The organism is Ruegeria sp. CDSA236 (assembly GCF_059611285.1).
This window is the reverse complement of sequence record NZ_JBXWPG010000006.1, coordinates 106,475-119,998: the sequence shown is the minus strand read 5'-3', so window position 1 is coordinate 119,998 and position 13,524 is coordinate 106,475. Positions and strand designations below refer to the sequence as shown.

Annotated in this window: 15 protein-coding genes and 1 tRNA gene; 7 read left to right on the top strand and 9 right to left on the bottom strand. The window is 56.0% G+C overall.

Annotated elements, in window-relative coordinates; all coding sequences use genetic code 11:
- The 5 genes from AC2FLB_RS11685 to AC2FLB_RS11665 all read right to left on the bottom strand — a co-directional run bounded on the left by AC2FLB_RS11685 (position 1) and on the right by AC2FLB_RS11665 (position 5,478).
- Positions 1-984 (bottom strand): glycosyltransferase family 2 protein, encoded by a 984-nt coding sequence (locus AC2FLB_RS11685; protein WP_496709303.1) that lies wholly within the window; start codon positions 982-984, stop codon positions 1-3.
- A 266-nt stretch (positions 985-1,250) separates the two neighbouring features.
- Positions 1,251-2,033, bottom strand: coding sequence for a dimethylarginine dimethylaminohydrolase family protein (locus AC2FLB_RS11680; RefSeq protein WP_271946472.1), 783 nt, complete (start codon positions 2,031-2,033; stop codon positions 1,251-1,253).
- Between the two features lie 18 nt (positions 2,034-2,051).
- Positions 2,052-3,647 (bottom strand): 5-guanidino-2-oxopentanoate decarboxylase, encoded by a 1,596-nt coding sequence (locus tag AC2FLB_RS11675; RefSeq protein WP_496709302.1) that lies wholly within the window; start codon positions 3,645-3,647, stop codon positions 2,052-2,054.
- A complete protein-coding gene (locus AC2FLB_RS11670; RefSeq protein ID WP_496709301.1) occupies positions 3,644-4,831 on the bottom strand; it encodes a pyridoxal phosphate-dependent aminotransferase in 1,188 nt (395 codons plus the stop codon). The genes AC2FLB_RS11675 and AC2FLB_RS11670 overlap by 4 nt, the downstream gene beginning before the upstream one ends.
- Positions 4,828-5,478, bottom strand: a complete 651-nt coding sequence (locus AC2FLB_RS11665; RefSeq protein ID WP_496695076.1) for a TetR/AcrR family transcriptional regulator — start codon at positions 5,476-5,478, stop codon at positions 4,828-4,830. The genes AC2FLB_RS11670 and AC2FLB_RS11665 overlap by 4 nt, the downstream gene beginning before the upstream one ends.
- 96 nt (positions 5,479-5,574) lie before the next feature.
- On the opposite strand from AC2FLB_RS11665, the gene AC2FLB_RS11660 reads away from it, so the two are divergent.
- From AC2FLB_RS11660 to AC2FLB_RS11645, 4 genes are read left to right on the top strand one after another with little or no spacing between them, the layout of a single operon-like run.
- Positions 5,575-6,351, top strand: coding sequence for an ABC transporter ATP-binding protein (locus AC2FLB_RS11660; RefSeq protein ID WP_496690739.1), 777 nt, complete (start codon positions 5,575-5,577; stop codon positions 6,349-6,351).
- A 31-nt stretch (positions 6,352-6,382) separates the two neighbouring features.
- Positions 6,383-7,156: a transporter substrate-binding domain-containing protein gene (locus tag AC2FLB_RS11655; protein ID WP_496690740.1), complete on the top strand. Its 774-nt coding sequence runs from the start codon at positions 6,383-6,385 to the stop codon at positions 7,154-7,156.
- A 47-nt stretch (positions 7,157-7,203) separates the two neighbouring features.
- A complete protein-coding gene (locus AC2FLB_RS11650) occupies positions 7,204-7,917 on the top strand; it encodes an ABC transporter permease (protein WP_496691035.1) in 714 nt (237 codons plus the stop codon).
- Positions 7,917-8,687, top strand: coding sequence for an ABC transporter permease (locus tag AC2FLB_RS11645; protein ID WP_425471946.1), 771 nt, complete (start codon positions 7,917-7,919; stop codon positions 8,685-8,687). Before AC2FLB_RS11650 ends, AC2FLB_RS11645 begins: the two co-directional genes overlap by 1 nt.
- Positions 8,688-8,851: 164 nt before the next feature.
- On the opposite strand, the gene AC2FLB_RS11640 is transcribed toward AC2FLB_RS11645, so the two are convergent.
- Positions 8,852-8,938, bottom strand: a tRNA-Leu gene (locus tag AC2FLB_RS11640).
- Positions 8,939-9,080: 142 nt separating this feature from the next.
- Here AC2FLB_RS11640 and AC2FLB_RS11635 point away from each other — a divergent pair.
- Both AC2FLB_RS11635 and lipB read left to right on the top strand, forming a co-directional pair.
- Positions 9,081-9,740, top strand: a complete 660-nt coding sequence (locus AC2FLB_RS11635) for a DsbA family oxidoreductase (protein WP_496709300.1) — start codon at positions 9,081-9,083, stop codon at positions 9,738-9,740.
- Between the two features lie 39 nt (positions 9,741-9,779).
- Positions 9,780-10,439, top strand: a complete 660-nt coding sequence (gene lipB, locus AC2FLB_RS11630; protein WP_271946447.1) for a lipoyl(octanoyl) transferase LipB — start codon at positions 9,780-9,782, stop codon at positions 10,437-10,439.
- A 292-nt stretch (positions 10,440-10,731) separates the two neighbouring features.
- Here lipB and AC2FLB_RS11625 read toward each other — a convergent pair whose 3' ends face one another.
- A complete protein-coding gene (locus tag AC2FLB_RS11625; protein ID WP_496709299.1) occupies positions 10,732-11,658 on the bottom strand; it encodes a cation diffusion facilitator family transporter in 927 nt (308 codons plus the stop codon).
- An 81-nt stretch (positions 11,659-11,739) separates the two neighbouring features.
- On the opposite strand from AC2FLB_RS11625, the gene AC2FLB_RS11620 reads away from it, so the two are divergent.
- Positions 11,740-12,153, top strand: a complete 414-nt coding sequence (locus AC2FLB_RS11620) for a MerR family transcriptional regulator (RefSeq protein WP_281972282.1) — start codon at positions 11,740-11,742, stop codon at positions 12,151-12,153.
- Positions 12,154-12,168: 15 nt separating this feature from the next.
- Here the strand turns inward: AC2FLB_RS11620 and AC2FLB_RS11615 are convergent, their stop codons facing one another.
- Both AC2FLB_RS11615 and AC2FLB_RS11610 read right to left on the bottom strand, forming a co-directional pair.
- Positions 12,169-12,588 carry an HIT family protein gene (locus tag AC2FLB_RS11615; protein WP_496690742.1) on the bottom strand — a complete coding sequence of 140 codons (420 nt, stop codon included), beginning with the start codon at positions 12,586-12,588 and terminating at the stop codon, positions 12,169-12,171.
- Between the two features lie 81 nt (positions 12,589-12,669).
- Entirely contained in the window at positions 12,670-13,425 is a 756-nt protein-coding gene (locus AC2FLB_RS11610; protein ID WP_496709298.1) for a glutathione S-transferase family protein, read from the bottom strand.
- Positions 13,426-13,524: the final 99 nt, after the last annotated feature.

Sequence of the window (13,524 nt, the reverse complement as noted above, 5' to 3'; positions counted from 1 at the left end):
TCAGACCAGATTTTCCGCAAGCCAGAGGCGGAAATCCACCCAGTCAGGCCGCAACTTGATCTCTGATATCTTGGCGCGATGCCAGTCACATGCCTTCGCGTGCAGGCGGCCGAGTTCTTCATCGGCTTTCAGTTCGGCCAGCAATGGGGCCGCGCGATGCGCTGCTGGCAGTATCGAGTGATCTGTTTCTTTGTTGGCATTCATGTCCTGCCAATAGGCTTGCCCTTGGTCTACGCGGATATGATTGGTCCGGCCCCGATCCCTTTTTACCAGAAACCCATCCAAAGACCGGACGGAATAGTGATGAATCCGCCCCAGCGAATGATCAAATTTCCGCCATGCGCGCCACCCAACCTTCTCGGACGGAAACAGCCTGCCACCGGCATCGGACCAAGCGATTTCGCTTTCTTTCCCTTCTTCGACCCCTTTCGGGCGATGCGGGCCGAACCGCGTAAATTTTCCGTTGTTACGAAACAGGGTTTTCAGACCATAGGCCCGGCCGGAATGATACGGGAATTCCTGATCCCCCATCGAAAAGGACTCGGTCACAGGTTTGTCTTCAAAGCTGATATTCCCCGAACTACCAAACAATTTCCACGCGAATGAGATCGCATCCACCGGCTTTCCGGCCCGCTGTTCGGTTTCTGCGATCAGCGCCGCAAAGCTGTTGTCACCGCAGCGGATGTTCCAGAATTCATCAACATCCAGACACATCAGCCAGTCGGCCTCTTTCACTTTGGGCTGACGCCGCGCGCGCCTTAGCATCTGGTGCTGCGGGTTTCCCCCTTCTTTGACCTCGTTCGGTACATGTGTGGCAAGACCCAATTCCTGCAGCCTGCGGGCAATGGCATCCGTGCCGTCTTCACAGCTATTGGTGAAGATCACAAAGTGATCGACTCCCAGTGTTTTGTGGAATGCGACCCATTCCAGCATATAGGGGCCTTCGTTCTTCATCGTCGTGAATACGGTGAGCGCCTGAGACATGTATTTCCTGCCATAACTTCTTTGCCCAAGTCATACACAACCCGGCAAGCACGGGCGAGATGGGATTTGGGTGCAAAAGAAATACTGCGCGAAACTGGTGCAAAGCTACACCCACTGGGTAGGGATCATACTATTTCGAATGAATATCCAAGTGGTTGAAGCGGCTAACCTTAATCACGCCAAAATGCGCCTACTCTTTCTTTGGTTGCAGCAGGACGCATTTGGCTGGTTCAAGGTTAGTCGGTTCTGAATCGTCGCGAACCAGGTCAGAATCTCAGCGACAGACATGACATTCCGCCATCCAGTTTGGCGCATTCCACATTGTCGATTTCGACCACATCATAACCGTTCTGGCGCAACATCTCGGTGGTACGCGGGAAGCCGGCCGGAGCCAGGACAAATTGGTTGAACCGGATCGAGTTTGCAGCGGCTTCTTCGCCTTCTGCCACATGCAGAACCCGATACCCTTCGAAGCAGCCGGATGCGTCCAGCCGCTTCGTGGACAGGATGGTTTCCCCATCCAGCAACGAACAATCCGTTTTGAAGTGCAACACGCCCGGTGGTGTAAAAACCTCGCGTACGGTGTGGCCCCAGTCGGAAACGATTTCGGTCAGCTCTGTGACACCGGCCGCATCGGTCCGATCTGACCGGCCAACCAGAATTTCGCGACCCGTTACCAGAATGTCCCCGCCTTCAATATGGCCGGGCCCAGCGATCTGCCGAACCTCGTCATAAACGCCGCGGATTGTCGGCTCCATCTCGGCCACCTCACCCATGCGGCTGGGTGCACCGGGGCGCATCATCACCGCACCCTGAGGAAGACACAGTGTGGTATCTTCGACAAAGACGGCATCCGGATACGTCTCAAGGGGAGCCAGTTCGATAACCTCTGCTCCGGTTTTCTTGAGGGTTTCAACATAATGCGCATGAGATGCAAGCATTCGGTCTAGGTCCGGCGTACCGATATCTTCTGCACGCAAACCATCGGTGATGGACGCTGCTGGGCGACGGGTGATCGCGCGCGAGAATTCATAGGTCGGGTCAGTCATTTTCGGTCTCACTTTTAATCAAGAGTGTGATTGGTTTGGCGCGCGGATTTCAACAAGCCGCGGGCCATCTTGGGATTGTGCAGACGACAAAGCTTGGGCCACGTCCAACGGGTCGGGGCCAGTGCGCCAGAACGGCATGCCGCACGACCGGGCGACGCTTTCAAAATCCGGTGGGGTCGGATCGCATCCCAGCACAGTCACACCGACCGCCTGCATTGATGTGGCGATTTCCTGATAACCGTGGTTGTTCCAGATCACGAAGGTGATCGGCAGTTTTTCATCAACGGCGCACATCAGCTCAGGAAGGCTGAACTGCGCCCCGCCGTCGCCTGCGATACAAATGACCGGAGCGTCAGGGTCCGCCAATGCAGCGCCGATCGCGGCGGGTATGCCATATCCAAGCGCTCCAAACCCGGTCGCGGCGTTGAACCACCCGCCGGGCCGATCATGATCGTAGTAAAGGTTTCCTGCATAGATCGGATAAGCAGAATCGCCCACCATGATCGCGTTAGGGACTGCATCGCGCATGGCGTTCAGCACAGCCAGTAACGCCTGCATTTCCGGCCCGATTTCTTCGACCGCGTTCTGCCGCGAAGTAGCTGCGCGCGCGGCACCGTTTGCCGACTTGGGCGATGCGGCAAACCGATCCACAAGCTCGGCCGCTGCCATCGCCGCATCACCAACAATGGCAATGTCCGCCGCGTGGCGCTTCAGCTGATCGGGGCATAGGTCCACACGGATCAGGGATGGCATTTCAGCCATCGTGCCGGTGGCGTACATATCGTAGTCCGTCTGGCCCAGCTCAGTTCCCAGAGCCAGGACCACGTCGGCCTGTTCGATCAAAGCGCGCACTGAATTCAGGCTTGGGCTTGCAGGCACGCTCAACGGGTGATCGTACATCAACCCGCGCGCATTCACGGTTTGAACAACCGGCGCATCCAGCGCTTCGGCCAGCTGCCGGATCGGCCTGCCCGCGCTGCGCGCACCGCCGCCGACCAGAATGACCGGCGCTTTTGCCGACCCCAGTAGCTTGGCAGCACGGTCAAGAAGCGCCGGATCAAGAGACTTATCGACGGGACCTTTCGCAGCATCGGTCGAACCAGCAAACTCGTCCCCCGCAACGTCTAGCGGGATTTCGATATGTGTTGGCCCTGGGCGACCGGATTGAAACAGGGCGAAGGCGCGGTCCAACGCGGCTGCTAGTTCAACTGACTTTTCAACTCGGTCCGATGACAGAGCGACTGTTCGCGCCATCGCTCGTTGATCCGGTAACTCATGCAAGTGACCAAGCCCTTTGCCAAGACTGGACAACGTGTTGACCCCAGACACAACCAGCATCGGAACGCTGTCTGCCCGAGCCTGCCCCATCGCCGTGAGTGTATTGGTCAGACCGGGGCCGGTAATCACAAAGGCAACGCCGGGCTTGCCGGATACCCTGGCATAACCATCAGCCATGAACCCTGCCCCCTGCTCGTGTCGTGGGGTGACATGGCGAATGCCCGATGCGGCCAGCCCGCGGTACAGTTCGACCGTATGCACGCCGGGGATGCCAAACACGGTATCCACATCGCGCCTGACCAGTTGATCAACCAGCGCCTCACCAATGCTCGTCATGCGTTTTCCAGTTGCAGTTGGGTCGCGTGGGCAACGATCCGGTCACAGGCTTCGGTAAAGATCGCGTCGTCCACCGTCAGCGCGATACGGACCCAGTTATCAACCGTGTCACCGAAAGACGGCCCCGGCATCACCGCGACTTTGCCATGTTCGAGCAGATGAAAGGCGTACTCGTTTCCATTCATCCCGGTGGCCGAGACATCAATCATCGCAAACATACCTGCCTGTGGAAGATGCACACGCAGATGTGTCTCGTTCGGCAGCCTGTCGTTCAGCATCCGGGCGCGGCGGGCGTACCGTTGTGCCATGCCTTCGGCCACGGATGATCCGTTGCGAATAGCCGTCTCGGTCATGTCGGCGATGAAGGGCTGATTTCCAAACAGCATGGTTTCCGACAGCGCCAAAAGGCGCGCGGTAAATTCCTCGGGACCAATGCACCAACCGCTGCGGAATCCGGGGGCGGCATGGGATTTTGATATCGACGAGACGACGATTACCCGATCCGCCAACTCGGACCGCGACAGGGGTGAGGTAAACACAGATCCGTCAAAGATCAGTTCTTCATAAACCTCATCAGAAATGATCCATAGATCATGCTCGATAGCCAGCTTGCCGATTGCGTCTATGTCTTCGCGTGTCAGGATCGACCCGGTAGGATTATGCGGTGTGGTTAACAAAAGCGCAGTGGTCTTCGCGGTAATCCTGTCCGCGATATCATCCGCAGAAATACGAAAACCGTTTTCCGGCCGCAATGGAACCGGCACAATATCCGCACCGCTTGCGCGTACCACACCTTGATAGGTTGCATACATTGGATCGCCCACCAGCACCTCACAACCCGCCTCGGCCACGCCCATCAGGACGGTAAAAAGCGAGGTCTGGGTGCCTGGAAAACACAACACTTGATTATCCGTGATCGTGCGCCCGGATCTGGCCGAATAACGGTCGGCCAGTGCAGAGCGCAGTCCAGCCTCACCACGCCCATTGGAGTAGTTGGTACGCCCGGCGCGCAAAGCGTCCACAGCGCTTTCCACCAGTTCGGTAGGCGTTGGCACATCCGGCTCGCCAATGGTCAATTCGATGATATCCTGCCCCTGCTCGACAAGTTCCTTGGCCTTGAGATAAACTTCCCATTTGGCGCCACCCAGGCCGGCAAGGCGTTCGGTAATCGCTGTTTTCTTCATGTCTGCCTCTGCTCAAGATCCGTCAATTCAACACCGATAATTGCCCCAACCGAAGCAAGCCCAATCTCGGGCAGCTCATCCGGCTCAAAGGCGTATGGCAGGGCGCCGCCCTCCATCCACAAGCCGTCGACCACGGCGTTGCATGCGATAGCCAACCTGCGCAGTTCCGTCGGGCTGGCTGGTATGCCTACCTCGTTCAGCGCATCTGCAATGAGTGATTCCAAGCGGTCACGAAAATCCCGATATGTCTGTTCGTGGATCGCTTGCATTTTGTCGTCCGCCAGAACTTTGTTCAAAAAGCCCGCCCATAGGGACACTGACCCCGGATCGACCACCGGATGGGTCAGCCCGGTCGTTACAAACGTCGCCAGCCGCAATCTGGCTGTGCTATAATCTCCGTCTGCAGGGGCCGACGTCATATCCGTCAGTCGCCGCATATGAAAGTCATAAGCTGCTGTAATTAAATCTTCTTTCGAAGAAAAATAGTGCCGGATCAGACCCTGAGTTACACTGGCCCGCTCGGCAATCGCCCGAACGGTCGCACCTTGCAAACCTTGCTCAGCGATCAAAGACAGCGTGGCCTGGATCAACGCCTCTTTGCGCTGCTCCGCGGGTTCTCGCTTGAATTTTGTTGCGTGATCCGACATCTATCTTTCCAGAAATTATAATTATACAGTTGCATAATTGTAGGGATTTGCTAAAGCTGCAAGTAAAAAAACGGTTGAGAGGGATGAAACTGCAAAATGAACGCTGACCCAGAAACCACGCCGGATGAAGCCATTCGGGTCACTGACTTGCACAAGTCTTTTGGCTCGCTCGAAGTTCTCAAAGGCGTTTCACTTACTGCCCATCAGGGTGATGTCGTCGCCATCATCGGAGGCAGTGGTTCGGGGAAATCCACGTTCCTTCGCTGTATCAATTTCCTTGAAACTCCCAGTTCCGGAGAAATCGTCGTAAACGGCGAGCCGATTGAGATGCGCCCGGATGGCACGCCTAAGGACCGGCGTCAGCTGGAACGCATCCGCACCCGACTGGCAATGGTGTTTCAGGCCTTCAACCTTTGGACCCACCGCACGTTGCTGGAAAATGTCATCGAGGTGCCCGTTCACGTGCTGAAAGTGCCGCGAGACGAGGCGATCAAGCGCGCACACCAGTTGCTGGAGCGCGTTGGGCTTGGCGACAAGGCGGATACCTTCCCTTCCTTTCTGTCAGGCGGTCAGCAACAGCGCGCTGCGATTGCGCGTGCTCTTGCCGTTGATCCCAGCGTAATGTTGTTTGACGAGCCAACCAGCGCGTTAGATCCTGAACTTGTTGGTGAAGTGCTGACCGTAATTCGCGATCTGGCGGCCGAGGGCCGAACCATGTTGCTGGTCACGCATGAGATGAAGTTTGCGCGCGAGGTTGCGACCCATGTTGTGTATCTTTTCGAAGGAAAGATCGAGGAACAGGGGACACCCGACGAACTTTTCGACAATCCGAAATCCGCAAGGCTGCAACAATTCCTAAAATCAGTCGGCTGAACAAACAAAATATCAAACAGGGAGAATATCAATGAAAAACAAAAAGCTAATCGTGGCCGCTTTGGCTGCTGCTGTGCTTTCGGCTGGAACGGCTGGCGCAGATGAAGTCAAGATCGGGATCGCAGCCGAGCCTTATCCGCCTTTCGCATCGCTGGATGCCTCTGGCAAATGGGTCGGTTGGGAGATCGAGGTTATTGATGCGGTCTGTGCCGCCGCCGAGCTTGAGTGTGTGATCACTCCGGTTGCGTGGGACGGTATCATCCCCTCGCTGACCGGTCAGCAGATTGATGCCCTGATGGCGTCGATGTCGATCACCGAAGAGCGCATGAAGACGATCGACTTCAGCGCCCCTTACTACAACACTCCGGCCGTTATCGTCGCCGACAAGTCGATGGACATTGAACCGACACCAGAATCTCTGGCCGGTAAGATCATCGGTATTCAGGCGTCCACGATCCATCAGGCCTATGCCAACGAGCATTTCAAGGATGCGGCAGAAATCCGGGTGTATCAGACTCAGGACGAAGCCAACCAGGATCTGTTCGCTGGCCGTATCGACGCGACCCAGGCCGACAGCATCGCCATGGCGGATTTCGTCTCATCTGACACCGGTGCCTGCTGTGAAATCAAAGGCGCGGTCGAAAATGACGTCTCGATCCTAGGTCGCGGCGTCGGCGCGGGTGTCCGCAAGGGCGATGACGCGCTGCGTGAAAAGCTGAATGCGGGTATCGCGGCAATTCTTGCCGACGGCACGCATGACGAAATCACCTCGCGCTATTTCACAGCCAGCATCTATAGCGAGTAAGATCCGTCGTGGAAGCTATCCTCGAAAGCCTGGGTTTGGCCCAAAGCATGGAGTTGCTTGCCCTTAGTCCTCCGGGATGGGGCGGCAACCTTCTGCGTGGCCTCGCTAACTCGTTGCAGATCGCTTTTGGAGCGTTCGGGTTCGGGTTGATCATCGGGCTTTTCGGGGCCTATGGAAAACTATATGGCGGGCCGGTCACACGTGACCTGCTCGGCATATATACGACTGTAATGCGCGCCGTGCCTGAATTGGTGCTGATCCTGATCCTGTATTACGTCGGGACCGACCTGATCAATCAGGCCGCGCAGGCAATGGGGTATGACCGCGTCGAAATCAGCGGCGTCGTTGCCGGCATCTGGGTTTTGGGCATCGTTCAGGGCGCCTATGCGACCGAGGTTCTCAGGGGCGCAATCAAAGCGGTTCCAACCGGACAGATCGAAGCCGCCCGCGCCTATGGCATGCCCTCGCTGCTGCTGATGCGGCGGGTGACAATTCCCGCGATGATGTCTTTTGCCACGCCTGGATTGGCCAATCTGTGGCTCATTGCAACTAAAGATACGGCCCTGCTGGCCATTGTCGGCTTTAGCGAATTGACGCTGGAGACCCGTCAGGCCGCGGCCAGCACCCGCGCCTATTTCACCTTCTTCCTTGCTGCAGGTGCCTTGTACTTGATCGTCACGCTTTGTTCCGGTGTCGTGTTCGCGCGTATCGAGAAATGGGCCCGTCGTGGGCAGCCTTCGTTGAAGGGAGGAAGCCGATAATGGACTGGCGAGCACTCATGCAGCCGCATCGGATCGTGCTGATGGCACTTTTTGCTGCTTTCGTTATCTGGTGCGCCGTCTCACTGCGCTGGGATTGGATTCCAACCTATGCGCCCCTGGCACTTGAAGGTCTGTGGAGAACCATCTGGCTGTTGGCCGTCACCTGTGTGCTTGGGTTCTTGCTGGCTGTTCCGCTGGGCCTCGCTCAGGCGATTGGGCCCTGGTATCTGTCGGCACCGGCGCGGGTGTTCTGCACGATCATTCGTGGCACGCCCATCCTTTTGCAGATCTGGCTGCTATACTATGGGCTTGGATCGCTTTTCCCTCAGATTCCATGGATACGCGGCAGCGAGCTGTGGCCCTATCTGCGACAGGCTTGGCCCTATGCGGTTCTGGCCCTGACCTTGTCGTACGCAGGCTACGAGGGCGAAATCATGCGCGGTGCCTTTGCCAGCGTTAAGAAGGGTCAACTCGAAGCGGCGCAATCCTTTGGCATGCCTCGGTTTACCATGTTCCGCAGGATCTGGCTGCCTCAGGCCATTCGCAGCGTGCTGCCGACACTAGGCGGTGAGACAATCCTACAGCTGAAAGCAACCCCGCTGGTGGCGACGATAACAGTGGTTGAGATCTACGCTGTGTCGTCAAGAATTCGAGCGGACACCTTTGTTGTCTATGAGCCGCTGCTGCTGTTGGCACTGATCTATCTGATCATTGCAGGCATTATCACACTGATCTTCCGCCGTATTGAGCTGCAGGTCCCTGCCCGGTAACGCAACGCCGGACACCTAAGAAACCTGACACCTGGTCAGAATCCTGGCTGCCAGCGCCTTTACCTTGCTTAACAGCGGGCGGCTGGCGACCGGCTTTGACACGTCGACTGAACGCACCGAAGGCGTCGCGAATTTCGGCCTAAAAAGAATGAAATCCAATGACTTGGTGCGGTCGAGAAGACTCGAACTTCCACGGGTGTTACCCCACAGCGACCTCAACGCTGCGCGTCTACCAATTCCGCCACGACCGCACTGTTAGTGACTTGGTAGTGGGGCGTATAGACCTTGATGATCAAGATGTGAAGAGGCAAAAATCACGTTGGTTTGAATTCCCATTCGGCGCTCTTATCTTTAACAGGTTGTCGTCCAAATGACCCCGTCAGGAGCCCCGCCATGACCTCGCCCGACCCTCGCCCCATCGTTCAGATCGACATAGTCTCGGATGTGGTTTGCCCCTGGTGCATTGTTGGATTCCGGCAGTTGGATCTGGCGCTCAAACAGCAAAATATTCTGGCAAAGCTGCGCTGGCATCCGTTCGAATTGAACCCAAACATGGCGTCCGAGGGTCAGAACCTGCGTGAGCACATTGCCGAGAAATACGGCTCCTCGACGGAACAAAGCCAAGCGATGCGGGATCGATTGACGCAAATCGGGGCTGACTTGGGCTTTACCTTCGCCTTTGATGAAGAAAGTCGCATCGTAAACACATTTGCTGCACATCAGCTTCTTGACTGGGCTGAGGCTCAGGGTCGCCAGCATCCACTGAAACTGGCTTTGTTCGAGGCCTATTTCACCAAGCAAATGGACGTTTCGAATATTGAAGTTCTGCTTGAGGCCGCGGAAACTGCCGGTCTGGATCGGAATGCTGCGCGCAGGGTGCTTGAATCAGGTGCTCATGCCGCGCCGGTTCGAGAGAAGCAGCAATACTGGACCGGTCGCGGTATTTCCGGCGTGCCCTCAATGGTGTTTGGCGGAAAGTATCTGCTGACCGGAGCGCAGGGGGCGGACACCTATGCGCAGGTCCTGCAGCGCTGTTTGACCGAAGCGGCCTAGGCCCTTTCCATCCATGCAACCAGCCGCTAAGGAGCCGGCATGGAATGGAAGATTACTGACGGATTGACCGACTATGATGAGGCCATCGCCTTTATGGAGGCGCGCGTGGCCGATATCGCGGCGGGTGAGGCGGATGAGTGTATCTGGCTACTTGAGCACCCTGCCCTGTACACAGCGGGCACTTCAGCCAAGGTCGAAGACCTGAAAGACCCGGACAGATTTCCAGTCTATACGTCAAAACGCGGTGGTGAATACACCTATCATGGTCCGGGGCAGCGCGTTGCTTATGTCATGCTGGACCTGAACAAACGCGGCAGGGATGTGCGCAAGTTTGTAAAGCAGCTTGAGAATTGGGTGATCGCAGCTTTGGCCGAGTTCAACGTGACCGGGCAAATCCGCGACGGCCGTGTTGGTGTCTGGGTGCAACGGGATGACAAACCGCTGACGCCTGCAGGCGAAAAAGCCGAGGACAAAGTCGCGGCGATCGGCCTGCGATTGCGTAAATGGGTCAGCTTTCACGGCATCTCGATCAATGTCGAACCGGATTTGAGCCATTTCTCTGGGATCGTACCCTGCGGCATCTCGAACCATGGCGTGACTTCTCTGGTCGATCTGGGTCTTCCGGTCGCGATGGATGATGTGGACAACGCGCTTAGAAAAACCTTCGCTGAGGTTTTTGGACCCGCGGGGGCGGATTAACTCGGATCACGAATCGAAAAACAGCCCGGCACCGACTACAATCCTGCCGTCAGATCCGCTCTGTTTCAGAATTTGGAAACAATTCCCGATTGGTCCGTCTGGTTTCCGACGGAATCTAGTTAAATTTCACAAATATGAATACTTGGGTCCCATTAACGCCTAGTATGGATTTACCGTTCTAGAGTGAGTGGTGTGTTAAGCCGGTGATCGCAGGTATACCCTGGGAAAACAGGTAAGTGTTTTGGTTACGAGTCTGCCGTTCCGACCCCAAATCGGAACGGCAATTTCTTTTTTAGTGCTCGTGTTTGTCATGTCCAAACCGGGCCGGATGGCCACAAACCTCTTCCCCACTTTCAATTTCAAGCGTTGCATGGCCGATCCCGAACTGATCCTGCAGCGCATTCTTGATGGTTGTGGAAAGCCACCTGGCATCTTCGTCTGCGTGGCTGGTCGCAACCACATGTGCAGTCAGGGCAGGTTCATGCTCCTGCATACTCCACAGATGAACGTGATGGACCGAAACAACGCCCTCGGTGGCCTCGATCATCGAAGCGACCTCTTCTGGGTCAAGGTCGGATGGTGCACCCAACATCAAGACGTGAATGGTTTCGCCAATTTCAGATTTCACATGCCAAAGGATGTAGACCGAGATCAGAATGGTTACGGCGGGATCCACCCATGTCCAGTTGAACACGATGACCATGGTCCCGGCGACGATCACTGCCAACGAGCCCAATGCATCTGCCACATTGTGCAGAAAGGCCGCCCTGATATTCATACTGTCCTTTGCCATCGAATAGGTCAGTGCAGCCGTGATCAGATCGACGATCAGGGCCAGCGCTGCGATCCAGACGACGATCCAGCCATTCACCGGTTCGGGCTCTATAAACCGCATGACTCCTTCGTACATCAGATAAACGGCAAGAACGACAAGAGTGGTGTAGTTAACAAGAGCGGCCACAACCTCTGCCCGGCCATAACCAAAGCTCATCCTTGGATCTGCCGGGCGTCGCGCAATCTTACGAGCGAAAAACGCGATGATCAGCGCGATGGCATCTGAAAAATTGTGCAAGGCATCTGCGATCAAGGCCAGTGAGCCAGACAAAATGCCCCCCACTATTTGTGCAAGCGTCAATACCATATTGACGCCGATCGCTCCGACCACCCTCCGGTCACCGGCATTCGGATCAATGTGAGAGTGGGTGTGGTTATGTGACATGGCAGATCAGATCCTTGTTTTGTACTGCCATCTTATGTAATTCCTCTAGTCACTAGAGGTTCAAGAGGCAAAAAGCACAAAATGTACTCAATCGGAGATTTGTCGCGCCAAACCGGGGTCAAGGTGCCCACGATCCGTTTCTATGAGGAAAAAGGCCTGTTGGCCAAGCCGTATCGGACGGCGGGCAATCAGCGCAGATATGACGAGACTGCTCTGAAACGCCTCCAATTTATCCGCCACTCGCGTGATCTGGGCCTGCCTTTGCCGGATGTCGAAGCGTTGCTTTCTTTGGAAGGGGCGCAGGGGGCGGATTTGGACCATGTTCATGAAATCGCGGATCGTCAGCTGACTGAACTGCGCAACCGGATAACATTGCTGCGCAGCCTTGAGGCCGAACTGGAACGCATCACAGCCGCCTGTGACGGCACCCACGACCATGTATGTGAAGTGCTGAACGCGTTTGGCGACCATAGCAAATGCCTTGGATCGCACTGATCCTGTAGCGGGTGATCAGGCCAGCGCGTCTTTGATTTTAGCGGCGTTTTTAGCGATCAGGTCAAAATCACCCATATTGCCCGGCGGTCGCATCGAAACGCCTTCGTGCCGCGGCAGAACGTGGAAATGCAGATGAAACACCTCTTGCCCACCTGCAGCCTCGTTGAACTGTTGGATGGTGACACCATCCGCACCAAACGCCGCTTTCACCGCCTGTGCCATCTTCTGAACCGTTGAGATCACAGAAGCAAGCTGTTCTGGGCTGGCATCCAGCACGTTGCGACAAGGCGTTTTCGGGATCACCAGCAGATGCCCGTCCGTGCGCGGCATGATGTCCATGAAGGCCAGTGTGTCGTCGTCTTCATAGACCCGGTTTGCAGGGATTTCACCACGCAGGATCTTGGCGAAAATGTTATCGGGATCATAGGCAGACATACTCGGCCTCCGTTTGGACGTTTTTCATGAGGTGTTTGTGCGGTGCCGCACCTTGGCGGTCAAGACGCAATGCACATGCGATCAGAGCGACAAAGGTGTTTCCAGAAAATCGCGGTATACCCTGTCCCGATGCAACAGCAAACCTGCCGAAAGAGTATCCCGTACAGGATCGGATATATGCTCGAAAACCCTTCGGGTACTCAGCCGCATAGCACACAACTCTTCCGGCAACGGTGCGAACAAAGCCATGAAGGCAGCGCAATAAATATCTGCTGCAGTGAGCGTGTTGCCAAACAGAAAATCACCACTTTCTGTGAGCTTGCTACTGACGCGTTTCAATATCCCATCAGCGCGATCGGCAGCCATTTCACCTGCTTCTGTATCATAGCCGTATTTCTTGCCAAGATAGTCGGCAATCTTGGGATGGAACCCACCTTCTTGGCCTCGCATACCAGCATGGATTTGCTGAAGCCGCCTTTGCCAGCCCAATCCATTGGGGGCCGCCAGTAAGTCAATGAAGGCGAGAATGTCGGGCGCCATTGATGCTGGCAACAAATCTGGTTCAGGCGCGATTCGTTGTGCCAAGGCGACAATATCGGCCGTTTCGGAAAGCCGTACTTCATCTTTCCAGAACACAACCGGTGCGCTGTCCGTTTGCGCCCAGATGGTCTGCGCCCGGTCCTGATGGTCCAGATAAACTGGCAGCCAAGGCAGACGCTTTACGTGAAAAATACCCTTTGCGGCTTCGCTCCAAGGGCTTGGCACACCTCCGACAACGATCATGCGTAGCCCGGTGGCCGCCTGAGCCTTTTCGGTTGTCACGTAGTTCAGAACCATCCGGTCTCCTCCATTTGCCGAAAGTTGTGCTCTTTTTCGAAGCCCTGCAACCGGCACCCGCGACAATTAATCTTGATCCAGATCAAACTCGACCATTGA